Annotated in this window: 24 protein-coding genes, 1 tRNA gene and 1 riboswitch; of the genes, 13 read left to right on the top strand and 12 right to left on the bottom strand. The window is 70.2% G+C overall.

Annotated elements, in window-relative coordinates; translation table 11 throughout:
- Window positions 1-315, top strand: a 315-nt coding sequence (locus tag AB0J69_RS23630; RefSeq protein WP_364120849.1) for an SDR family oxidoreductase, incomplete at its 5' end; no start/stop codon positions are given.
- A 337-nt stretch (window positions 316-652) separates the two neighbouring features.
- On the opposite strand, the gene AB0J69_RS23625 is transcribed toward AB0J69_RS23630, so the two are convergent.
- Both AB0J69_RS23625 and AB0J69_RS23620 read right to left on the bottom strand, forming a co-directional pair.
- A complete protein-coding gene (locus tag AB0J69_RS23625; protein WP_364120846.1) occupies window positions 653-955 on the bottom strand; it encodes a hypothetical protein in 303 nt (100 codons plus the stop codon).
- 121 nt (window positions 956-1,076) lie between these two features.
- Window positions 1,077-1,148, bottom strand: a tRNA-Arg gene (locus tag AB0J69_RS23620).
- A 114-nt stretch (window positions 1,149-1,262) separates the two neighbouring features.
- Here AB0J69_RS23620 and AB0J69_RS23615 point away from each other — a divergent pair.
- The 4 genes from AB0J69_RS23615 (at window position 1,263) to AB0J69_RS23600 (ending at window position 3,389) form a co-directional block, all read left to right on the top strand.
- On the top strand, window positions 1,263-1,649 hold the full coding sequence (locus AB0J69_RS23615) for a response regulator (RefSeq protein ID WP_364120843.1): 387 nt from the start codon (window positions 1,263-1,265) through the stop codon (window positions 1,647-1,649).
- Window positions 1,650-1,852: 203 nt separating this feature from the next.
- Complete coding sequence (locus AB0J69_RS23610; protein WP_364120841.1) at window positions 1,853-2,521, top strand: AIM24 family protein; 669 nt, start codon at window positions 1,853-1,855, stop codon at window positions 2,519-2,521.
- 78 nt (window positions 2,522-2,599) lie between these two features.
- Entirely contained in the window at window positions 2,600-2,902 is a 303-nt protein-coding gene (locus AB0J69_RS23605) for a winged helix-turn-helix domain-containing protein (RefSeq protein ID WP_364120839.1), read from the top strand.
- Entirely contained in the window at window positions 2,892-3,389 is a 498-nt protein-coding gene (locus AB0J69_RS23600; protein ID WP_364120837.1) for a YbaK/prolyl-tRNA synthetase associated domain-containing protein, read from the top strand. Before AB0J69_RS23605 ends, AB0J69_RS23600 begins: the two co-directional genes overlap by 11 nt.
- Here AB0J69_RS23600 and AB0J69_RS23595 read toward each other — a convergent pair.
- The 3 genes from AB0J69_RS23595 to AB0J69_RS23585 form a co-directional block, all read right to left on the bottom strand.
- Window positions 3,373-4,413 (bottom strand): cellulose binding domain-containing protein, encoded by a 1,041-nt coding sequence (locus AB0J69_RS23595; protein ID WP_364120834.1) that lies wholly within the window; start codon window positions 4,411-4,413, stop codon window positions 3,373-3,375. The genes AB0J69_RS23600 and AB0J69_RS23595 overlap by 17 nt on opposite strands.
- A gap of 106 nt (window positions 4,414-4,519) precedes the next feature.
- On the bottom strand, window positions 4,520-5,353 hold the full coding sequence (locus AB0J69_RS23590) for a universal stress protein (RefSeq protein WP_364120831.1): 834 nt from the start codon (window positions 5,351-5,353) through the stop codon (window positions 4,520-4,522).
- 12 nt (window positions 5,354-5,365) lie between these two features.
- A complete protein-coding gene (locus AB0J69_RS23585) occupies window positions 5,366-5,716 on the bottom strand; it encodes a hypothetical protein (RefSeq protein ID WP_364120829.1) in 351 nt (116 codons plus the stop codon).
- 90 nt (window positions 5,717-5,806) lie between these two features.
- Window positions 5,807-5,919: riboswitch (TPP riboswitch) on the top strand.
- Here AB0J69_RS23585 and thiC point away from each other — a divergent pair.
- Window positions 5,912-7,504 (top strand): phosphomethylpyrimidine synthase ThiC, encoded by a 1,593-nt coding sequence (gene thiC / locus AB0J69_RS23580; protein ID WP_364120826.1) that lies wholly within the window; start codon window positions 5,912-5,914, stop codon window positions 7,502-7,504. It overlaps the preceding riboswitch by 8 nt.
- Here the strand turns inward: thiC and AB0J69_RS23575 are convergent.
- Genes AB0J69_RS23575 through AB0J69_RS23555 form a run of 5 tightly spaced genes read right to left on the bottom strand, consistent with a single transcriptional unit; the run spans window position 7,453 to window position 11,912 of the window.
- Window positions 7,453-8,304: an SDR family oxidoreductase gene (locus tag AB0J69_RS23575; protein WP_364120824.1), complete on the bottom strand. Its 852-nt coding sequence runs from the start codon at window positions 8,302-8,304 to the stop codon at window positions 7,453-7,455. The two genes, thiC and AB0J69_RS23575, sit on opposite strands and share 52 nt — an antisense overlap.
- A 48-nt stretch (window positions 8,305-8,352) precedes the next feature.
- Complete coding sequence (locus AB0J69_RS23570; protein WP_364120821.1) at window positions 8,353-9,309, bottom strand: glycine betaine ABC transporter substrate-binding protein; 957 nt, start codon at window positions 9,307-9,309, stop codon at window positions 8,353-8,355.
- Window positions 9,306-10,082, bottom strand: coding sequence for an ABC transporter permease (locus tag AB0J69_RS23565; RefSeq protein ID WP_364120818.1), 777 nt, complete (start codon window positions 10,080-10,082; stop codon window positions 9,306-9,308). Before AB0J69_RS23565 ends, AB0J69_RS23570 begins: the two co-directional genes overlap by 4 nt.
- Window positions 10,079-11,254: an ABC transporter ATP-binding protein gene (locus tag AB0J69_RS23560; protein ID WP_364120816.1), complete on the bottom strand. Its 1,176-nt coding sequence runs from the start codon at window positions 11,252-11,254 to the stop codon at window positions 10,079-10,081. Before AB0J69_RS23560 ends, AB0J69_RS23565 begins: the two co-directional genes overlap by 4 nt.
- Window positions 11,247-11,912: an ABC transporter permease gene (locus AB0J69_RS23555; protein WP_364120871.1), complete on the bottom strand. Its 666-nt coding sequence runs from the start codon at window positions 11,910-11,912 to the stop codon at window positions 11,247-11,249. Before AB0J69_RS23555 ends, AB0J69_RS23560 begins: the two co-directional genes overlap by 8 nt.
- A gap of 114 nt (window positions 11,913-12,026) precedes the next feature.
- Here AB0J69_RS23555 and AB0J69_RS23550 point away from each other — a divergent pair, with 114 nt between their 5' ends.
- The gene (locus tag AB0J69_RS23550) at window positions 12,027-13,223 is read left to right on the top strand and encodes a DUF6493 family protein (protein WP_364120813.1); all 1,197 of its coding nucleotides are present in this window, start codon (window positions 12,027-12,029) and stop codon (window positions 13,221-13,223) included.
- 40 nt (window positions 13,224-13,263) lie between these two features.
- On the opposite strand, the gene AB0J69_RS23545 is transcribed toward AB0J69_RS23550, so the two are convergent.
- Complete coding sequence (locus AB0J69_RS23545; protein ID WP_364120810.1) at window positions 13,264-14,091, bottom strand: hypothetical protein; 828 nt, start codon at window positions 14,089-14,091, stop codon at window positions 13,264-13,266.
- Between the two features lie 122 nt (window positions 14,092-14,213).
- Window positions 14,214-14,999 (bottom strand): SDR family oxidoreductase, encoded by a 786-nt coding sequence (locus AB0J69_RS23540; protein WP_364120807.1) that lies wholly within the window; start codon window positions 14,997-14,999, stop codon window positions 14,214-14,216.
- Between the two features lie 119 nt (window positions 15,000-15,118).
- Between AB0J69_RS23540 and AB0J69_RS23535 the strand changes: the two genes are divergently transcribed.
- The 6 genes from AB0J69_RS23535 (at window position 15,119) to AB0J69_RS23510 (ending at window position 20,128) form a co-directional block, all read left to right on the top strand.
- Complete coding sequence (locus AB0J69_RS23535; protein ID WP_364120804.1) at window positions 15,119-15,487, top strand: hypothetical protein; 369 nt, start codon at window positions 15,119-15,121, stop codon at window positions 15,485-15,487.
- 48 nt (window positions 15,488-15,535) lie between these two features.
- Entirely contained in the window at window positions 15,536-16,909 is a 1,374-nt protein-coding gene (locus tag AB0J69_RS23530) for an ATP-binding protein (protein WP_364120801.1), read from the top strand.
- Window positions 16,906-17,568 carry a response regulator transcription factor gene (locus tag AB0J69_RS23525; RefSeq protein WP_364120798.1) on the top strand — a complete coding sequence of 221 codons (663 nt, stop codon included), beginning with the start codon at window positions 16,906-16,908 and terminating at the stop codon, window positions 17,566-17,568. The genes AB0J69_RS23530 and AB0J69_RS23525 overlap by 4 nt, the downstream gene beginning before the upstream one ends.
- A gap of 88 nt (window positions 17,569-17,656) precedes the next feature.
- Complete coding sequence (locus AB0J69_RS23520; protein ID WP_364120869.1) at window positions 17,657-18,196, top strand: DUF4956 domain-containing protein; 540 nt, start codon at window positions 17,657-17,659, stop codon at window positions 18,194-18,196.
- Between the two features lie 216 nt (window positions 18,197-18,412).
- Window positions 18,413-19,273, top strand: coding sequence for a polyphosphate polymerase domain-containing protein (locus AB0J69_RS23515; RefSeq protein WP_364120795.1), 861 nt, complete (start codon window positions 18,413-18,415; stop codon window positions 19,271-19,273).
- A gap of 240 nt (window positions 19,274-19,513) precedes the next feature.
- Window positions 19,514-20,128 carry a DUF6879 family protein gene (locus tag AB0J69_RS23510; protein WP_364120792.1) on the top strand — a complete coding sequence of 205 codons (615 nt, stop codon included), beginning with the start codon at window positions 19,514-19,516 and terminating at the stop codon, window positions 20,126-20,128.
- The last annotated feature ends 35 nt before the right edge of the window (window positions 20,129-20,163 follow it).

Here is a 20,163-nt window from a genome sequence, read left to right as displayed (position 1 = left end):
CCCGGCCAGACCTCCTTCGCCATGGGCAAAGGCGCTCTTGAGACGATGACCCTGACCCTGGCCGGTGCGCTGGGGATCCGGGGGATCACGGTCAACGCCGTCGCCCCCGGCGCCACCAAGACCGACGTCAACGTGCCCGTCTTCGAGGCTCCGGGCGTCGAGGAGCTCATCACCGGCCAGACCGCACTCAACCGCCTCGGCCGGGCCGAGGACGTCGCCGACGCCGTCGCCTTCCTCGCCTCCGACGACGGCCGCTGGATCACCGGCCAGGTCATCGACGCCAGCGGCGGCCTCCACCTCGGCGCCCGCAGCTGACGCCAGCAGCCACCCCCAGACCAACCGCACGTACGAGCTCCGCTCGTATCTCATCTGCGACATCTGCGATAGGCGCATGCACGGCAAGAGCCGCAGGAACACCCAGTACTACGCGTGCGAGCCCGACATGCGTCACCACAAGGATCGTCGCGACTGGTATGCCAGCCACCCCAAGAGCCTGTGGGTTCGCGAAGATGATCTACTCGATCTGGTGCACGAGTTCTTCGCCGTCCGCGTCTTCAGCGCCCCGTACGTCGAGACCCTGCGCCGACAACTCCCCAAGAAGCCCTCAGAAGGTCAAACCCGCGGTGACCTGCTCAAGAAGGAAATTCTTGACCTAGGCAAACGTCAGGACAACGTCCTGACTCGGATCGAAGAGCAACTCCCCAGCGGCGATGAGGAGATCGACCAGGACTTCCGCGAACGTCTTCAGCGCCGATACGCCGACCTCGCCCGCATCCGGAAGACGAAGCTCGAAGAGCTTAAGACCTTGGCCGCCAGCACTCCGCCAGATGAGGATACGGAGCTGCTCAACGAGCTCTCGCGACTCGCCGCTGACCTCAGCACTGTTGGGGAGGACCTGCAGCGCAAGCTCTTCGACGCGTTCAACCTCGAACTTCGCTACCGCGTGGACACCCACGAGGTGCTCATCCGCATCACTGTCAAGGAGGACAACTTGCCCGCGATCAAAGCTCTGACAAGCAAATCGCCGACCCTCCCGGAGGAGGATCGGCGACCGATGATGTTTCCCTTGTTCTGCGTGCCCCCTGTAGGATTCGAACCTACGCACCCGGCTCCGGAGGCCGGTGCTCTATCCCCTGAGCTAAGGGGGCGACGAGTGATAAGGCTATCAGCATCTCGACACCACTCGGCACCAGATTAAAGCTCCTTGAACGCATCCAGCGAAAACCGCCCGTGACCAGCCCGCTACAGGTAACTTTGCGCCCGTGGGTGAGGTTCTTGGGAAGGTACTGGTCGTGGATGACGACGAGGTCATCCGGCAGCTCATCGCGGTGAACCTGAACCTGGAGGGGTTCGAGGTCGTGACCGCCACGGATGGGCAGGACTGCCTCGATCGGGTGCTTGACGTCATGCCCGACGTCATCACCCTTGATGTGATGATGCCGTTCCTGGACGGGTGGACGACCGCGCAGAGGTTGCGGACGGAGGAGGCCACCAGTCACATCAAGGTGGTGCTCATCACGGCCAGGGCTCAGGACGACGACAAGATGCGGGGGCGGGGCATCGGGGTGGATGCCTATCTGACCAAGCCGTTCGATCCTGCTGAGTTGATTCAGGTTGTTCGGGATCTGGCGGAGGGTTCCCGGCCCTGAGCTGGTGGGGTTTCCGTCCTGTCTCCGTGGGTGCCAGTGCTTGAGCTGGTGGGTGCGTGGATGGGGTGGGTTGAGGAGGCTCGGCGGGCTTACGGGCTAACCGTGCGTGTTCGAGGGTGATGGCAGTCTGACCTGGGGCGTGCGTGTGTGGGCGGGTTGTTCCGTACGCTGGCCGCATCACCTCTCTCGAAAGGCTGGAAAACGTGCGCAGCTCGATCTTCGGCAACCTCGACCCCCAGCAACTGCCCCCCGGCTTCGCCCTGGAGAACGGGAAGATGCTCCGCGTCCAGTTGCCCCACGAGGTGCTGGCCAAGCAGGGGTCCATGGTCGCCTTCCAGGGGCAGATGGACTTCGACTACGAGGGCGCCGGCAGCCTCGGGAAGATGTTCAAGAAGGCCATGACGGGCGAGGGCGGCTCGCTCATGCGCGTACGCGGCCAGGGGCTGCTCTATCTCGCTGACAACGCCGACGACATCCACCTGTTCTACCTGGAGAACGAGGGCATCACGGTCAACGGGCGCAACCTGCTGGCCTTCCAGCCGCAGCTCTCCTGGGACATCCAGCGCGTCCAGGGCGCGGGGGTCGCGGCCGGCGGGCTGTTCAACACCACGGTCACCGGGACGGGGTGGGTGGCGGTGACCACGCATGGCACGCCGGTGCTGCTCGACGCGGCTCGCATGCCGACGTTCGCCGATGGTCAGTCGGCGGTCTGCTGGAGCGCCGGGCTGGAGATCGGCGTCAACCGGACGATGAAGGTGGGGGCGTTGATCGGGCGGGGGAGCGGGGAGGCCATGCAGCTGGCGTTCAGGGGGCAGGGGTTCGTGCTGGTGCAGGCCAGCGAGGGGGCTCCCGTGGTGACGGCCGCCAAGTGACCGCTGCCCCGGCCGCCAAGTGACCGCCGCCCCGGCCGCCGGGTAGACAGGTAATTAGCTAATTGCCATAATGCCTTTGTGCTGGACGTCGACCTGGTCAAGGCGCTGGCCAATGACAAGAGGCTGCTGATCCTGGAGTGGTTGCGCGACCCCGAGCGGCACTTCCCGCCTCAGCGCGACGGCGATCTCGTACGCGACGGGGTCTGTTCGCTGTTCATCGCCGACAAGCTCGGCGTGAGCCAGCCCACCTGCGGCGAGCATCTCAAGGTGCTGGCCAAGGCGGGGTTGATCCGCGGCCGCAAGATCAAGCAGTGGGTGTTCTACCAGCGCGACGAGGGCCGGATCGCCGCCGCTAAGGAGTTGTTGAGCAGTGACTGGTGAGCCGAACGCCGCCTACGAGCGCCTGATCGCCGACATGGACGCCGCCGGGGCGCGCTACCGGGTGATCGACCACGCGCCCGAGGGACGTACGGAGCTGGTCAGCGCGTTGCGGGGGCACCACGTCGCGCAGGCCGCCAAGTGCCTGATCGTGATGGTCAAGGTCGGCAAGAAGCAGACCCGGCACGTGCTCGCCGTCGTGCCCGGCGATGCCCGGCTCGACCTGCAGGCGGTCAAGGCGCTGCTCGACGGCACGTACGTGGCCTTCGCCGGCAAGGAGAAGGCCGAGGAGCTGGCCGGGAGCGTGAGCGGGACCGTGCTGCCGTTCAGCTACGACCCCCGGCTCGAGCTGGTCGCCGATCCCTCGCTGCTGAACCGGCCCGAGCTGTACTTCAACGCCGCCCGGCTCGACCGCTCCGTGGCGCTGGCGACTGACGACTACGTGCGGCTGGCGGCGCCCCGGATGGCGGCCATCACGCTGAGCAACTAGGCGTGGGGGCCGTGTTGGTGCCGTTCCAGGAGGCCAGGAAGCCGAACGCGGTGGAGGCCCCGGGCGCCAGCAGGCCGTTCCAGCCCGCGTTGCGTACCGTCACCGAGGAGCCGCTCGCGCTCAGCGCGCCGCCCCAGAGCTGGCTGACCTGCTGACCGTCGGCGAACGTCCACGCCACCGTCCACGCGTTCATCGGCGTGGTGCCGGTGTTCCTGACGGTGACCTCGCCCTGGAAGCCGCCCTGCCACTGACCGGTGTTCTTGTACGTGGCCGTGCAGCCGCCGGGCGGCGGCGGGGTCGTGGTGGTGACGGTGGGCGTGGCGGTGCCGGACAGGGCCTCGACCAGGGGCGGGTACCACTTGTCGGACATCTTCTGGTCGCCCGCGGCGTTCGGGTGCACCCCGTCGTAGGTGTCGGTGGCCGTGCTGAAGCCCGTCCACTGGTCCACCACCGTGATCGGCGACTGCGCGGTGCTGGTGGCCGCGGCCCAGGCGGGGATGGCGTTGTTGAAGTTCACGGCCCGCTGGGCGCAGTCCGCGCAGGAGGACGGGTTCATCGGGATGATCTTGGCGACGAGGATCTTCATGCCGGGGTTGCTCGCCCGCATCTGGTTGACGAGCGTGGTGAACGAGCCGAGGATCGTCGCCGGCGCGATGTTGCTCCACACGTCGTTGGTGCCCAGGTGTATCAGCACGACGTCGGGTCGGGTGGCGGAGAGCCAGCCGGGCAGCAGGTTCTGGTTGGCGATGTTGGTGGCGAGGTAGCCGCCGTGGCCCTCGTTGTCGCCGTCGTGCGCGACCCCGCAGCCCTGGGGCGGGAGGGTGCCGACGAAGTCGACGTTCGTGTGGCCGGCGCTCTGGAGGCGGTTCCAGAGCAGGGCCCGCCAGCAGCCGGGGGATCCGGTGATCGAGTCGCCCAGGGGCATGATCCTGGTGGCGGCGGCGCCGGCCGATGCGGTGGTGGCGAATAACACCGCGGCGGCCAGGGCCAGCATCGCGGCCAGCGCGGCGCCGGTCTTGGGCATCGTCTGCTCTCCCGTCGTAGCCTGCGCAGATCGTAGGAGCGCGGGCTCGCGGCGGAAAGGGAGACGATCATCGCGAGGGCGTGACCTGGGGCGATACATGTAACTTTCAGGCGCGGACCACGGCCAGGGGGCAGGGGGCGTGGTGGAGCAGGGCCTGGCTGATCGAGCCGATGAGCATGCCCGCGAGCTGGCCGTGCCCGCGCGAGCCGACCACGAGCAGGTCGGCGCCGGAAGCGGCCTCCTTGAGCACCTCCATGGGGTGCCCGTGGACGACCTCCGCCACCACGTCCACCCCGGGATGCCGCTCCCGGTGCGCGGTCAGCGACTCCTTCAACCTCCGCAGCGTGTCCTGCTCGCTCTCCCGGTCGGCCGGCTCGAAGCCGCTCACGTGCGGCCAGGCCCACGCCTGTACGGCGTGCAGCCGGGCGCCGCGCAGCTCGGCCTCGTGGAAGGCGAACTCCAGTGCCCGCCCGGCGCCGGGCGAGCCGTCGGTCCCGGCCACGATCTCGCCGCGCGGGGTGTCGGGGCGCCCGTGGATCAGTACGACGTTCGTACGCGCGTGCGCGGACACCCCGTACGCGACCGACCCGACCAGCAACCCCCGGACGCCCCCGATCCCGCGGCTGCCGACGACCAGCAGCTCGGCCCCCTCGGATGCCTTGACCAGGGCGGAGCGGGGATCGCCGGGCAGCAGGACGCCCTCCACCCGCACCTGCGGCCACTCCCGGCGGGCCCGCTCCTCAGCCGAGGTGAGCACCGTGTTCGCGCCGTCGCGCATCCACCGGGCCACCTCCGCGTAGCGGACGGCACCCTGCTCGCACACCCACTTCGGCACGGCGTGCGCGATGGTCAGCGGCGCCTGGCGAAGCTCCGCCTCGGCCGCGGCCCAGCCGGCCGCCTCAAGGCCGGTGCGGGAGCCGTCCACCCCTACGATGATCACGACCCAGCCCCCTCAGGACAGCGCGTAGCATTCCACCTCGGCGCGGCGGAACGGCAGCCCCTGGGCCTCCGAGTCACGGACGCACGCGCGTTCGGACCTGCTGAGCCGGAGCGTGCCGCAGACGGTCACGCCGGAGTAGGAACGGCAGTCGAGGCCTCTGTCGGTTCTGCCGACGCGGTACATCTCTCTGACCGCGGCCCGGCATTTCGCCTTCCCGGTGTCGGCGTAGCGGCACTGGGCGATCAGGGTGTCGTACTGTTCCTGGCTTACTTCGTGCTGATCCATGCCGTCCCCGGCGGCGGCGGTGGCGCCGGACGCGGCCATCACGACGAGTAGTCCTGCGACAGCGGCGATTCTCTTCATGTTTCCCCTGATGGGGAGCCTACCGCCGAGGGCGCTCGTCAAACCTCGCCGCGCGGGTTTGGGCCGGGGGCACATCTGGGTACGATCTTCGCCGTCCAACGCGGGAGCCCGGTGGAGACCGGGCTGAGAGGACGGCTGACAGCCGCCGACCGCCAGAACCTGCTCCGGGTAATGCCGGCGAAGGGAGTTTGCGCGATGACTGACGCGCGCTTCACCAAGATCTACCGCGGCGACCTGCGCGTGCCGATGCGCGAGGTGCGACTGTCCGACGGCTCGGCGGTGACGCTGTACGACACCTCGGGCCCGTACACCGACCCGTCCTTCCGGCCCGACCTCCGGCAGGGGCTGCCGCGCCTGCGTGAGGGGTGGATCCGCGAGCGCGGGGCGGCGGGCGAGCCGGTCACGCAGGTCGCCTGTGCCCGGCGCGGGCTGGTGACCAGGGAGATGGAGTTCGTGGCCGTGCGCGAGGGCGTCACCCCCGAGTTCGTCCGGCAGGAGGTCGCGGCGGGCCGGGCCATCATCCCCGCGAACGTCAACCACCCCGAGTCCGAGCCGATGATCATCGGCCGCAACTTCCTGGTGAAGATCAACGCCAACATCGGCAACTCCGCCGTGACCTCCTCCATCGAGGAGGAGGTCGAGAAGATGACCTGGGCCACGCGCTGGGGCGCCGACACGATCATGGACCTGTCCACCGGCGACGACATCCACGAGACGCGCGAGTGGATCCTGCGCAACTCGCCCGTCCCGGTCGGCACCGTGCCCATCTACCAGGCGCTGGAGAAGGTCAAGGGCCGGCCGGAGGCGCTGTCGTGGGAGGTCTACCGCGACACGCTGGTCGAGCAGTGCGAGCAGGGCGTCGACTACGTGACCGTGCACGCGGGGGTGCGGCTGGAGTTCGTGCCGCTCACCGCCCGCCGCAAGACCGGGATCGTCTCGCGCGGGGGCTCGATCATGGCCGCCTGGTGCCTGGCGCACCACCGCGAGAGCTTCCTGTACGAGAACTTTGCCGAGATGTGCGAAATCCTGGCCCGCTACGACGTGTCGTTCTCGCTCGGCGACGGGCTCAGGCCCGGCTCGATCGCCGACGCCAACGACGAGGCCCAGTTCGCCGAGCTGCGCACGCTCGGGGAGCTGACCGCGATCGCGCGTGAGCACGACGTCCAGGTGATGATCGAAGGCCCCGGGCACGTGCCCATGCACAAGATCAAGGAGAACGTGGACCTGCAGCGCGAGCTCTGCGACGACGCGCCCTTCTACACCTTGGGCCCGCTGGTGACGGACATCGCCCCCGGTTACGACCACATCACCTCGGGCATCGGGGCGGCCATGATCGGCTGGTTCGGCACCGCCATGCTCTGCTACGTCACCCCCAAGGAGCACCTCGGCCTGCCGGACAAGGACGACGTCAAGACCGGCGTGATCACGTACAAGATCGCCGCCCACGCCGCCGACCTGGCCAAGGGACACCCGCAGGCGCAGGCGTGGGACGACGCGCTGTCGGACGCGCGGTTCGAGTTCCGCTGGGAGGACCAGTTCGACCTCTCGCTCGACCCCGACACGGCACGGTCCTTCCACGACGAGACGCTGCCCGCCGCGCCTGCCAAGACCGCGCACTTCTGCTCGATGTGCGGGCCCAAGTTCTGCTCGATGCGGATCAGCCACGACATCCGGGAGGCGGGCTTCGCGGAGAAGTCGGCCGAGTTCAGGCAGCGCGGCGGCACCGTCTACGTCGATCAGCCCGGCAAAGTCTCCCCGCCGACCGGGGCCAGCACCTCGCCGGTGTAGTACGACGACATGCGCCCGGAGGCGAAGAACACGTACGAAGGGGCGATCTCGTCCGGGTCGGCGGGCCGCCCCATCGGCACGTGCTCGCCGAACTTGCCCACCTTCTCCTCGGGCATCGTGGCCGGGATGAGCGGCGTCCACACCGGCCCCGGCGCCACGGCGTTGACCCGGATGCCGCGCTCGACCAGGTTCTGGGCCATGGAGTAGGTGAAGGCGTTGATGGCGCCCTTCGTGGCGGCGTAGTCGATGAGCGACTTGTTGCCGCGCAGGCCGTTGATCGAGGAGGTGTTGACGATCGCGGAGCCCTCCCGCAGGTGCGGGAGGGCCGCCTTGGTGACGCGGTAGTAGCTGTGGATGTTGACCGCGAACGTGCGCTCCCACTGCTCGTCGGTCAACTCCTCCAGGCCGCTCACCGGCGCCTGGTAGGCGACGTTGTTCACCAGCACGTCCAGGCCGCCCAGCTCCGCGACGGTCTGCTCGACGACCGACGCGCAGTGGGCGCCGTCGGCCAGGTCGCCGGGCAGCAGCACGCAGCGCCGGCCGGTCTCCTCGACCAGCTTGCGGGTGTGGGCGGCGTCCTCGTGCTCGCTCAGGTACGCGATCGCGACGTCCGCCCCCTCCTTGGCGAAGGCCACGGCGACCGCCCGGCCGATGCCCGAGTCGCCGCCGGTGATGAGGGCCTTCCTGCCGCTCAGCAGGTCACGGCCCACGTAACCGCGCATCTCGTCACGCGGCTCCGGCGCCATCTCGCCGGTACGACCCGGGTACGGCTGGGTCTGGGGTGGTGGTGTTTCCGACATGAACAGCGGCCTGCCCGTGTTCGGGTATGGCTAACGCCAGCGGATCGCCTACTTCACGAAGCCCTGTGACCTCAGCCAGTCGCGGGCCACCAGCACCGGCACGTCGCCGTCCACGTCCACCTTGGCGTTGAGGTCGCGCATCACGTCGTCGGTCAGCCTGGCGCTGATGGGAGCGAAGATGCGTGCGATCTCCGGGTGCGCGTCGGCCAGCTCGCGCCGCAGGGTCACGGCTGCGTTGTACTGCGGGAAGAAGCGCCTGTCGTCCTCCAGCAGGACCAGGTCGAGGGCCTTGACGCGGCCGTCGGTCGTGGTGACCATGCCCATGGCACACTGGCCGCGGGCGACGGAGTCGTACAGGACGCCGACCGAGACCCGCCGCACGTTCCCCCTGGGGACGTCCTTGCCGTACTCCAGGCCGTAGCCCCTGAGCATGCCGAGGAAGCCGTCGTCCCGGCCGAAGGTCTCGTGGTCGACGCAGTACGTCCGCTGGTCCACGGGGATTCTGGTCATGTCCGAGATCTTCGTCAGGCCCCATCGGCCGGCCGTGGCGCGCGTGACGCCGATCGAGTAGCTGTTGTTCAGCGGGGCCGGGGGCAGCCAGACGATGCCGTTCCTGCGCAGGTCGAGGTCGCGTACGGCCTCGAACTGCCGCTCCGCCCCCGGCACCGGGTCGCCCTGGCCGAGGTAGGTGATCCAGCCGGTGCCGGTGTACTCCCACATCAGGTCGGCGTCGCCGCGCGTCAGCGAGGCGCGGGCGTTCACGCTGCCCTGGACGTTCGTCTGGTCGGCCACGTCCGCCCCGGCGGCGGTGAGGGCGAGCACCGCGATCTTGCCGAGCACCAGCTGCTCGGTGAACTCCTTGGACGTCACCCGCACCGTCGTGCCCTGGAGCGAGGGCACCGGGCGGATGCTGCCCGGCTCGACCGGCGGCACGAACGACGACGCGGGCCGCAGCCCGCACGCGGCGACGGTGAGCAGGAACAGCACGGCCGTGAGAGCCCTCACGACAGCCCCTTCGGCGCGAGGAGCCGCTGCGCGAGCCCGCCCAGCCAGTCGATGAGCAGCGCCAGCACCGCCATCAGCACGCACCCGGTGACCAGGACCAGGTTGCGCTGGGTGCTCACGCCCGCGGTGATCAGGTCGCCGAGCCCGCCCGCGCCGATGAACGCCGCGACGCCCGCCGTGCCCACGTTCAGCACCAGCGTGGTCCGTACGCCCGACATGATGACCGGCGCCGCCATCGGCAGCTCCACCCGGAACAGCACGCCGGCCGCCGACATGCCGATGCCCCGGCCGGCGTCGACCAGCCGCGGGTCCACCTGCTCGATCCCCACCATCGTGTTGCGCAGCGTCGGCAGCAGCCCGTACGCGAACAGCGCCGCCACCGCCGTCCAGAACCCGATCCGGAACAGCACGGCCAGCAGCACGACCAGCCCCACCGACGGGATGGCCTGACCCAGGTTCACCAGCGACAGCACGATCGGCGTCACCCGGCGCAGCCCGCGCCGGGTGAGCAGCACGCCCAGTGGCAGCGCCACCGCCAGCACCAGCACGGTCGAGTAGGACACCAGCTCAACGTGCTCCCACGTGCGCCGGAGGATGAACGGCAGGCCGAGCGAACCGCGCTCGATGCTGTCGAGCGGCACGACCTGCGTGTAGGCCACCATCGCGACGCCCACGGCCAGATAGCACAGCGGGGGCAGGAACGCGTGCCACGACCGGCCGATCCGGGGCTCCGGCGTCGCCGCCTCCTTGGCGGCCGCGCTCTCGACGGTCACGTGGCATCGCCTCTCCGCAGGCGGCGCTCGCGCTCGTGGGCCTTGATCGACTGGATCGCGCTCTGCACCGTGCCCAGCGACAGCGCCCCAGCGTACGCCTGCCGCCGGCCCACCACCGGCACGATGTCGGTGTCGGCGTTGAGCAGCGCCTCCAGGGCGTCCTGCAGCGTCATCCGGTGCCCGATGGAGGCGGTGACGGGGTCGCCGACCGTGCCCACCCGGCCGATGCGCCCATGGAGGTCGGCCAGGGCGATCCACCTGAGCGGGCGGCGCATCCCGTCGGTGATCAGCGCGTAGCCGCGGCCGTCGCGCTCGACCTCGTGGAGCAGCTCGTGCGCGTCGGCGTCCTCGGAGGCGTACGGCACCTGGTCCAGCTCGATGTCGCCCACCTTGGTCAGGCGCAGCAGGCGCATGGAGGAGCCGGCGCCGAGGAACTGCTCGACGTACTCGCTCGCCGGGTTCGTGAGGATCTCGGCCGGTCTGGCGTACTGCACGACGTGCCCGGGGCGCTGCATGATCGCGATGTGGTCGCCGATCTTGAGGGCTTCGTCCACGTCGTGGGTGACGAAGACGATCGTCTTGGCCAGGTCGTCCTGGAGGCGCAGGAGCTCGTCCTGGAGGCGTTCGCGGCTGATGGGGTCGAGGGCGCCGAACGGCTCGTCCATGAGCAGGACGGGAGGGTCGGCGGCCAGCGCCCTGGCCACGCCGACGCGCTGCTGCTGCCCGCCGGAGAGGCGGCGCGGGAAGCTGTCGCGGAACGTGTCCGGCTCCAGGCCCACCAGCGTGAGCAGCTCGGTGACGCGCTCGGCGATCCGCCGCTTGTCCCAGCCGAGCATCCTCGGCACCTGGGCGATGTTGGCGGCCACGGTCATGTGGGGGAACAGGCCGGCCTGCTGGATGACGTACCCGATGTGCCGCCGCAACCGGTCGGGGTCGATGTCCCGGGAGTTCTGGCCGCCGATGAGGATGTCGCCCGAGGTGGGCTCGATCAGGCGGTTGATCATGCGCATGGTGGTGGTCTTGCCGCACCCGGAGGGGCCGAGCAGGACCACGATCTCGCCTGCCGGGATGTGCAGGTCAAGCTCCTGCACGGCCGGGGCCTCGCCCCCCGGGAACGCCTTGGTCACCTTCCGCAGCTCGATCGGCACGCCGCCGGTGGGCCGGTCAGCCACGCGCGCCTCCCGCGGCCTGACGTTCCCGAGTGGTCGTGAGCCGTCCGAGCAGCACGAAGCAGGCGTCGAAGGCGAGCGCGAGGATCGCCACCCCGATCGTCCCGGTCAGTGTGGAGTTGACGGCGTTCGCGCCGCCGAGCCGGGCCAGCCCGGAGAAGATCTGCTCGCCCAGACCCGGGCCGGAGACGTACGCGGCGACGGCGCCGATGCCCATGGAGAGCTGCGTGGCGACGCGGATGCCCGTGAGGATCACCGGCCAGGCCAGCGGCAGCTCGACCCTGGTCAGCGCCCGGCGGCGGCTCATGCCGAGGCCGCGCGCGGCGTCCACCAGCATGGGGTCCACGCTCTGGAGGCCGACGACGGTGTTGCGGACGATCGGGAGCAGCGCGTACAGCACGATGGCGGTCACGCTCGGCGCCACGCCGAGCCCGAGCAGGGGGATGAGCAGCCCCAGCATGGCCAGCGACGGGACCGTGAACAGGACCCCCGCGCTCGCCGTCGCCAGGTTCGCCACTTTCGGGCGGCGGTAGGTGAGCACGCCCGCGAGCACGCCGAGCAGCGCCGCCACCAGGACGCATTGGGCGACCATGGCGGCGTGCTGGACCGCCTCGAAGACGATGAGATCCCACCTGTCCTCGATGTACTCCCACAGGCTCATCAGCCTGGTACGTAACCGGTGCCTCATACCTCAAACGGCTCATCAGAGGTTCTTGATCGTTTGTCGTGGCGGACCCCTACAGTTCTTTCCACAACGACGTCGGAGGAGCCGAGAATGACCGCCTGGCACGAGATCCGCCGCCTCATCCACGCGGGTGACGCCGACGACCTCATCGACCGGCTGGTCACCTTGAGCCCCGCCGACCGCGGATTCGTGGCCGCGGAGCTCCGCGGTCACCTCCCCGTCCTGCGCGCCCGGGCCGAGGCCGGGCGGGCGTCGCTGTGGGACGAGGACGGCTGGGAGGAGCTGTCGCTCGAGCCCTGGGAGCAGTGGGCCGAGCTGACGCGCCTGGCGGGGGCGGGCACGCTGGGCACGGCCGCCGCCGTGGCCGCCTGGGTGACCCGCCGTGACCTCCTGACCGAGCATCGCCACCTGCCGGCCGCCGGCTTCGGGGACCCGGCGCCGATGGTGCGCCTCCTCGGCCACCGGCCCGCCGCCTGGCAGGCGGACCTCGCCGTCCGCCTGGCCGGCAGGCTCCGGGGCCCGCGCGATCCCGGGGCCCCTCTCGCCCTCGCGCTGCTCCGCCACACGGCCGCCGCCCCGCCCCCGCACGATCCGCTGGTGGTGGCGTGGGTCTCCGGCGGAGCCGCCGCCTCGTCCGATCCCCTCATGCCCGCCCTGGTGCCCCGCCTCTTCGAGGCCGAGGGGGTCGGGCGCGCGCTGCGGCACGAGCGCGCGGCTCCGCCCACGGGCTGGCTGAAGCTGCTCGGGGGCCTTGACCGGGAGGAGATCCTCGACGGTTGCGTCCGCCGCTTCCTGCGCGGCGGCACAGCGCAGGACCTCCGCTTCTTCGCGCGCCTGCACGAGCTGCTCGCGCCGACCGCGGCGGAGGTGGAGCGCCGCCGCCGCGACTACGTGCGGCTCCTGCCCGTGGCGCCGGGCCCGGTGGCCGACCTCGCCCTCCACCACCTCCGCCGCCTCGGCGGCCACGATCCCGCCGAGGTCACGGAGGCGCTCGAAGGGCTGCTGTTCAGGGCCGAGACCAAGCTGGTGCGCGCCGGTCTCACGTGGTTCGACGAGACGGTACGCGAGTCGCCGGCGCTCGCGGACGACCTGGCTCCGGCCCTGGCCTCGGCCTTCGGCCACGAGTCGTACCCCGTCCAGGGCAGGGCCGCGCAACTCGCGCTCAAACACCGCAGGCGCTTCGGCGCGGCCGGAGCCGAGCGGATCAGGGCCGCGCTCAATGCCCTGCCCCCGGCACTCGAAGCCCGCCTCGTCCCGGCGTTCGCCGGTGTCGCTCCGGTCGGCTGACGAAGCCCGCCTCGGTCCGGCGTTCCCGGGATCGCGCCGGTCAGCTGAGGCTGAGCAGGCCCGCGTCGACGACCCGGCGGCCGAAGGGACGGGCCAGTTCGGCGAGGCGTTCGCAGCCGTCCTCGCCCAGCGTCTCGTACGCCGGCATCGCCAGGGCGTCCGTGCGGTCCTCGATGTGCCGGCGCAGGGCCTGGCCCGCCTCGGTGAGGGTGTCGCCGTCCAGGAGGCCGCGGTCGCGGAGGCCGGCTTCCGTGGCCGCCCAGTCCTCCTCGGGCCAGGCTCGGCTGATCTTGAGGAAGGGGGTGGGGACGGTGCCGGAGGCGGCGTGCAGGACGAGGGCTTCGAGGCCGGTCACGCCCTCGGCGAGGAGCATGGCCACGTGGCCGTCGCCGCGGAACTCGCGCAGCAGGGTCTGGGCGTGCCACAGCTGCATGAGCGGCTCGTCCGGCCAGGGGAGGGTGGCGTGGGCGGCGAAGAGGGGGCGGCCCTGGGGGTGCAGGCAGGCCGCTTCGGCGGCGCGGCGGGCCAGGGCGAGGGTCTGGTCGAGATCGGGGAGCTCGTGCAGGCCCGCCCGGCGCAGCGCTTCCTCGGCCGCTTCGTAGCGGGCCTGGAGGACCTGCTCCGGGGTGACGATGGTCCAGGCGTCCTGGAGTGACTGGCGTACGAGGGCCGGGCAGAAGTTGTAGAACGTGGCGATGACCAGCTCGGCTGAGGCGCGGCCGAAGGGGGCGCTGCGGGAGGTGAAATATCCGGACATGCCGGTTAGGCCGAGCTTGGTGAAGCGGCTGGAAGCCTCCGGGACGAAATAGATCATGCCGTGCACGGGCTCCAGGCGGCGCCAGGCCCGGCGGGCCGCTGCTGTGTTCATGACCTCATGCCTCCGTCAGCGATGTTCATGGCTTCAGACCTCCGATAGGGGACGTTCATGACCTTGGGCCTCCGGCAGGGGATGTTCGCGGCCTCGGGCCTCCGGCAGGGATGTTCGCGGCCTCAGGTTTCCGACAGGGAGTCGACGAACTGCGACATGCCGGCCAGCCACCGGTCGGGGTCCTCGGACTTGCGGCGGGCGAACTCCGCGACCTCCGGGTGCGGGAGGATGTGGAAACGCTCCGCGGCCAGGCCCTCGACGACCGCCGTCGCCACGTCCGCCGGGTCCAGGATCGCCCCCGAGGCGTGCACCGCCCTGGCGGTCACGTGGTCGGTGTCGATGCCGCGTTCGAGCATCGCCGTACGCACGCCCTGCGGGCACAGGACGCTGACCTTGATGCCCTTGGAGGCGTAGTGGATGGCCAGCCACTCGGCGAACGCGACCGCAGCCGCCTTCGTCACCGCGTACGGCGCGTCGCCGGGGCAGCCGATCAGACCGGCGGCCGAGCAGGTGTTGAGGAGGTAGCCGCCGCCCCGGGCGACCATGGAGGGGACGACGGCGCGGGCGGCGTACACGTGGGCCATGAGGTTCACCGCGTACAGGCTGTTCCACTCCTGGTCGGGGGCGTCCAGGCCGTGACCGCCGATGATGCCGGCGTTGGAGCAGAACAGGTCGACCGGGCCGTACGGGGTCTCGGCGAGGGTGGCCACCTCCGCCTCCGAGGAGACGTCCACGCGTACGGGGGTCGCCCGGGCGCCGATCTCCTTGGCCACCGCGGCGGCGCCCGCCTCGTCGAGGTCGGCGACGACCACACCGGACGCCCCCTCCGCGGCGAACCTGAGGGCCAGCGCGCGGCCGATCCCGCTTGCCCCGCCCGTGACGACGACGACCTTGTCCCGTACTCGCATGCGTGCTCCTCCCGGGCCGGATATAGAACAAGATTCTACTGCGGTGGGCCGCACTTAGATGAGAGGTTTCTCATCTGGGCCTCAGCGTGGTCTCCTCGAAGGGCGTCAGGGTCGAGCTCATGAAACATCGGGGAACGATGATCCTCCTCGCCCTGGGGGTGGCAGTGGCGGGCGTCATGTCGATGGGGCTGGTGCGGGCGGCGGGTCAGAATCCTGATCTGGGCGAGCCCGTGGTGGTCTCGCCGTCACCGTCGTCCCCGGCCTCGGCCGTGCCCTCCGGGCGGGCCGGGGAGCCGACGTCCAAGGCCGGTTCGCCGACCGGGAGCCCGGGCGCCGAGCCCGGCGGGAGCGCGGAGCCGGGCGCGAGCGAGCGGCCCACGTCGCGCAAGTCCAAGGCCGAGCCGGTCGAGCCGCCTTCCCCGAGGCCGGGTGGCGGCGGCGACGATGACGACGATGATGGTGGTGGCGACGATGACGGCGACGACTGATGGGGAGGCCAGATGCGGGTGAGCGCCCGAGCCCGGATCGTGGGCTGGATGCTCGCCGTTGTCGGCCTCGCCCTGTCAGTCGCGATCTTCGCGACCTGGACCATCCTGCTCGCGCGGCTCGACGATCGCATGACGGCCGAGCTGGGCAACGAGGTCCAGAAGCTCCGCAACTACGCCGACTCCGCGCTCGACCCGAAGACCGGGAGCACGGTGACCGGCGTCCAGGAGCTGCTGACGAAATACCTGGCGCTCAACGCTCCCGATCAGCGGGAGACCTTCTTCAGCATCATCGACGGGAGGGCGGACAAGGTCCCCTTCAAGCTGCCGCCGGTCCGCCTCGACACCGACGAGGAGCTGGTCGGGCGGATGGCCACGGCGACCCGGGTCATCCGCGACGAGATGGAGACCACCCAGGGAACGGTCCAATACGCGGTGATCCCGGTCTCCGTGGCCGGCGACAACCGCCGCGGGCATTTCGTCGTGGCCATCTTCTACGACCAGCACCGCGACGAGATCGTGGACGCGGTGCGGGTGCTCGGGCTGTCCGCGCTGGCGGCCATGGGCCTGGCGGGGGTGGCCGGATGGCTCGTGGCGGGGCAGGTGCTGGCGCCGGTCCGGCTGGTCCGGCAGACCGCCGAGCAGATCAGTGACTCCTCCGACCTGACCCGCCGGCTCGACGTGCCGGGCGACGACGACGTGGCCGCGCTCGCGGGGACGTTCAACCACATGCTCGACCGGCTCGAGCAGGCTTTCGTCGTGCAGCGGCACTTCATGGACGACGCCGGGCACGAGCTGCGCACGCCGATCACCGTCATCCGGGGCCACCTGGAGCTCATGGGCGACGACCCCGACGACCGCGCCGAGACCCTCGCCCTGGTCACCGACGAGCTGGAGCGGATGAACCGCATCGTCGACGACCTCCTCACCCTCGCCAAGGCCGAGCAGCCGGGGTTCCTGGCGCTCGACCACGTCGAGCTGGCCGACCTCACGGTCAGCGTGGTCGCCAAGGCCCGGGCGCTCGGCGAGCGCCGGTGGCGGGTCGACGAGGTGGCCGAGGCGCGCCTGCCGGCCGACCGGCACCGGCTCACGCAGGCGCTCATGCAGCTCGTGGCCAACGCCGTGCGCCACACCGCCGACGACGACCTGATCGCCGTCGGCTCCGCCGTCCGCGACGGGCGCGTCGAGCTGTGGGTGCGCGACAGCGGTCCCGGCGTCGCGCCGGCGGAGCGCGAGCGGATCTTCGGACGGTTCGTCCGCGGTGCCGGGCGCACCGGCGCCCACGACGGCGCCGGTCTTGGGTTGGCCATTGTCAGATCCATCGCCCAAGCTCATGGAGGCAACGTGAAAGTGACCGAGGCCCCGGGCGGCGGGGCGTGTTTTGTCATGTCTCTTCCGCTGTGGGAGCTGTGGAGGCTGCATTGAACCGGATTCTGATCGCCGAGGACGAATCCAGGATCGCTTCCTTCGTGGAGAAGGGGCTGCGGGCCAACGGCTTCGTGACGGCCGTCGTGGGCGACGGGGTGGCGGCCTACGACCTGGCCAGCTCGGGCGGGTTCGATCTGCTCATCCTGGATATCGGGTTGCCGTTGAGCGACGGGTTCACGGTGTTGCGGCGGCTGCGAGGCGCCATGGTGAGCATCCCTGTGATCATCCTGACCGCGCGTGACAGCGTGACCGACACGGTGGCCGGGCTGGAGGGCGGGGCCGACGACTACATCGCCAAGCCCTTCGCCTTCGAGGAGCTCCTGGCGCGGGTGCGGTTGCGCTTGCGGGCCGAGCGTACGCCCGAGGTGACGGTGCTGCGGGTGTCCGATTTGTCGCTTGATCTGCGCACCCGGCGGGTTTATGTGGGGGAGCGGGCGGTCGACCTGTCCACCAGGGAGTTCGCGCTCGCGGAGATCTTCTGCCGCCATCCTGACCAGGTGCTGACCCGGGAGCAGCTGCTCAGCCACGTGTGGGGGTTCGACTTCGACCCCGGCTCCAACGTGGTGGACGTCTACGTGCGCTACCTGCGACGCAAGATCGGGGCAGACCGGATCGAGACCGTCCGGGGCACGGGCTACCGGATGAGAGTCGCCTAATCATCAGCTCACCGCCGCTTCACCGTACGCCGCCAAGCTGTTCATCAAGGCACCGACGGAAGGAGCGGTCTTGGTAGCCGGGCTTGTGATGGACCTCGTGGCGATCATCGTCCTCGCCTACGGTCTCTACTATCGGCGGCATCATCGGCGCGACCTGCTGTTCGCCTACGTCGCGCTGAACGTGGGCATCTTCGCGGTCGTGTCGCTGCTGCTGGTCCAGCGGGTCGACATCGCCGTCGGGTTCGGGCTGTTCGGCGTGCTCTCCATCATCCGGCTCCGGTCGAGCGAGATCACGCAGCAGGAGATCGCCTACTACTTCATCGCGATCGTGCTGGGCCTGGTCAACGGCATCGCCGGATCGTGGCCGCTGACCGCTCTCCTGCTCAACGGGGTGCTGCTGGTGGTGATGTACATCGCAGACCATCCCGGTCTGCTCGGCCGCACGCGCCATCAGGTGGTGACGCTGGATGTCGTACACGCCGATCCGGAGCTGCTGCGGGTGGATCTGGAGAGCCGGCTGCGGGCGCGGGTGCTGCACTGCGTGGTCACCCAGGTCGACTACGTACGCGACGTGACGGTCGTGGACGTCCGCTACGTGGCCCCCAACCCGAGGGTGGGCGTGCGGTGACGCCGGACCGCTGGGTGGGGGTGCGTTCGGTGGTGGCTTGCCGGATGAATCGGATGGAGAGGGTGGAGGCAGCGGTGGCAACGGTGTGTCGGGCGGGGCGGGGGTCGAGGGCGGGTCGGGGGCCGACGGCCGGTCGGGTGAGGGGGCGGAGGGCCGAGCGGGTGGGGCGATGGTCGAGGCCGGGTCGGGTGGGCGTGGTATCGCTGGAGGGGCAGGATGGCTGAACCGTACGCGGATGCGCTGCTCGCCGGAGTCGCCGCCGCGCTCCCCGCCATCGGGCTCGAGGACGTGCCGGAGCTGATGAGCCGGGTCGACTGCAAATACATCGTGACCGCCTCGACCATGGCGAGACTCGCGGCGGAGCTGGGCGACCGGTTCTGCGCGTTGCGGATCGACGGGCGGCGGCAGTTCCGCTACACCTCCACCTACTTCGACACCTCTGACCTGCTCACCTACCACCAGCATCGGCAGGACCGGCGGCGCCGGTTCAAGCTGCGCACCCGGACCTACCTCGATGGGGGCGGCCAGTGGCTGGAGCTCAAGCTCAACGGTGCGCGGGGCTCCACGGACAAACACCGCATCCCGTACGACGGCGTGCCGAGCCGGACGCTCACCAGGGAGGCGCTGGACTTCGTCCGCGACACGCTGCTCAGCGAGCTGCGTCTCATCGCGCCCGAGACGATGGAGCCGGTGCTGGCCACCGACTACAAACGGGTCACGCTCATCGACCGATCCGGCGCGGCCCGGCTCACGTGCGACACCGGGCTGCTCTGCCGCGACGGGCAACGCAGCACCGCGGCTCGCGAGGACCTGGTCCTGCTGGAGTCGAAGTCGGTGGACGGGAAGGCGGTGATCGACAAGGTGCTGCGCGGGCTGGGGGTGCGGCCGGTGACGGTGAGCAAATACTGCCTCGCGGTCGCCGCCCTCCGTGACCTGCCCGCCAACCGCTGGCACCCGGTCCTGCACCGCTACCTGACCCACCGGCCGGGTCCCCGGCGCCCGACGACCCGAGCCGGTCGCTGCCGAGTCGAATGGCAGGCCCATGCGGGCGGGGCCGGTGCCGGGGGATTGGAGTGAGTAGTGGAGAGGGGAGGTCGGATGGGTGGGAATTGGTCCTTGGGCCCGGGGGTTGCCCGGGGCCGACCCGCCCGGTCTGATCTGCGGGAACTCGACAACGGGGACTTCATGGTGATAGGTAGGGAGTTGACCAGCGAGTATGAGTAGCGGTTGCCGTCGGATGTGTTCACCGGCCCACGACTGAATGTCTGGTAGTTGTTCTGCGGAACGCGCTGCTTGCGGCTAAAAGGGATATTCCTCATGCTTGAGCGCATTCGTGAGATTCCGGGCGACTTGCTGAGTGCGGATGAGTATCTCGATGACTTCTGGCCGAATTTCCGGGAGATCGATGATGTGTTCTGGAAGCTCGAACGGATCCAGAGCTTCCGGGAGGCGGGGGAGCCCAGCTGGGTCGCCATGATGGAGGGCGACTGGAATCGGTCGCTGAAGCTGATCGACGGCGAGTGCGATGCGACGGGGGCGACGGGGATTCGGGAACGGCCGGCTGAGAAATTCGTCCGCAGGAGAATTCGGATCGTTGAGCAGCCGGTCACGCCCTATTTGCAGTGGGAGATGCATGTTCTGGCGCTGAAGGTCGCGGCCGTCGAGCAGGTGCGGGTGCTTGATGCCGGTGAAGTGGCCGAGCTTGAGGTGGGGCGGCGACTGCCGGAGCTGGTCGTGCTCGGGACTGCGGTCATGTACGAGGTGACGTATGACGAAGCGGGGGCGCACAGCGGGGCGCGGCGGATCGACGATCGCGAGGTGATCGCGGCCTGCCGGGGGGAGCTCGACAAGATGTTCGCCGGTGGTGAGGACTTCCGGGCCTACTACGAGCGGGAGATCGTGCCGTTGCCCACGCCTCGGGTGACCGTCTGAGGCGAAGGATTCCCGGCCTCGGAGTGGTCGGGCCG

Source organism: Nonomuraea sp. NPDC049709, assembly GCF_040674815.1.
GTDB lineage: Bacteria > Actinomycetota > Actinomycetes > Streptosporangiales > Streptosporangiaceae > Nonomuraea.
Note: the sequence above shows the minus strand (reverse complement) of the source record. Positions and strands in the feature narration are given on the sequence as shown.

What these genes read in the sequence shown, in the direction of transcription:
- AB0J69_RS23595 (WP_364120834.1), bottom strand. Translation starts at nt 4,413, where the DNA reads ATGCCCAAGACCGGCGCCGCGCTGGCCGCGATGCTGGCCCTGGCCGCC.
- AB0J69_RS23585 (WP_364120829.1), bottom strand. Translation starts at nt 5,716, where the DNA reads ATGAAGAGAATCGCCGCTGTCGCAGGACTACTCGTCGTGATGGCCGCG.
- thiC (WP_364120826.1), top strand. Translation starts at nt 5,912, where the DNA reads ATGACTGACGCGCGCTTCACCAAGATCTACCGCGGCGACCTGCGCGTG.
- AB0J69_RS23575 (WP_364120824.1), bottom strand. Translation starts at nt 8,304, where the DNA reads ATGTCGGAAACACCACCACCCCAGACCCAGCCGTACCCGGGTCGTACC.
- AB0J69_RS23555 (WP_364120871.1), bottom strand. Translation starts at nt 11,912, where the DNA reads ATGAGCCTGTGGGAGTACATCGAGGACAGGTGGGATCTCATCGTCTTC.
- AB0J69_RS23550 (WP_364120813.1), top strand. Translation starts at nt 12,027, where the DNA reads ATGACCGCCTGGCACGAGATCCGCCGCCTCATCCACGCGGGTGACGCC.
- AB0J69_RS23545 (WP_364120810.1), bottom strand. Translation starts at nt 14,091, where the DNA reads ATGAACACAGCAGCGGCCCGCCGGGCCTGGCGCCGCCTGGAGCCCGTG.
- AB0J69_RS23540 (WP_364120807.1), bottom strand. Translation starts at nt 14,999, where the DNA reads ATGCGAGTACGGGACAAGGTCGTCGTCGTCACGGGCGGGGCAAGCGGG.
- AB0J69_RS23535 (WP_364120804.1), top strand. Translation starts at nt 15,119, where the DNA reads ATGAAACATCGGGGAACGATGATCCTCCTCGCCCTGGGGGTGGCAGTG.
- AB0J69_RS23530 (WP_364120801.1), top strand. Translation starts at nt 15,536, where the DNA reads ATGCTCGCCGTTGTCGGCCTCGCCCTGTCAGTCGCGATCTTCGCGACC.
- AB0J69_RS23520 (WP_364120869.1), top strand. Translation starts at nt 17,657, where the DNA reads ATGGACCTCGTGGCGATCATCGTCCTCGCCTACGGTCTCTACTATCGG.
- AB0J69_RS23515 (WP_364120795.1), top strand. Translation starts at nt 18,413, where the DNA reads ATGGCTGAACCGTACGCGGATGCGCTGCTCGCCGGAGTCGCCGCCGCG.
- AB0J69_RS23510 (WP_364120792.1), top strand. Translation starts at nt 19,514, where the DNA reads ATGCTTGAGCGCATTCGTGAGATTCCGGGCGACTTGCTGAGTGCGGAT.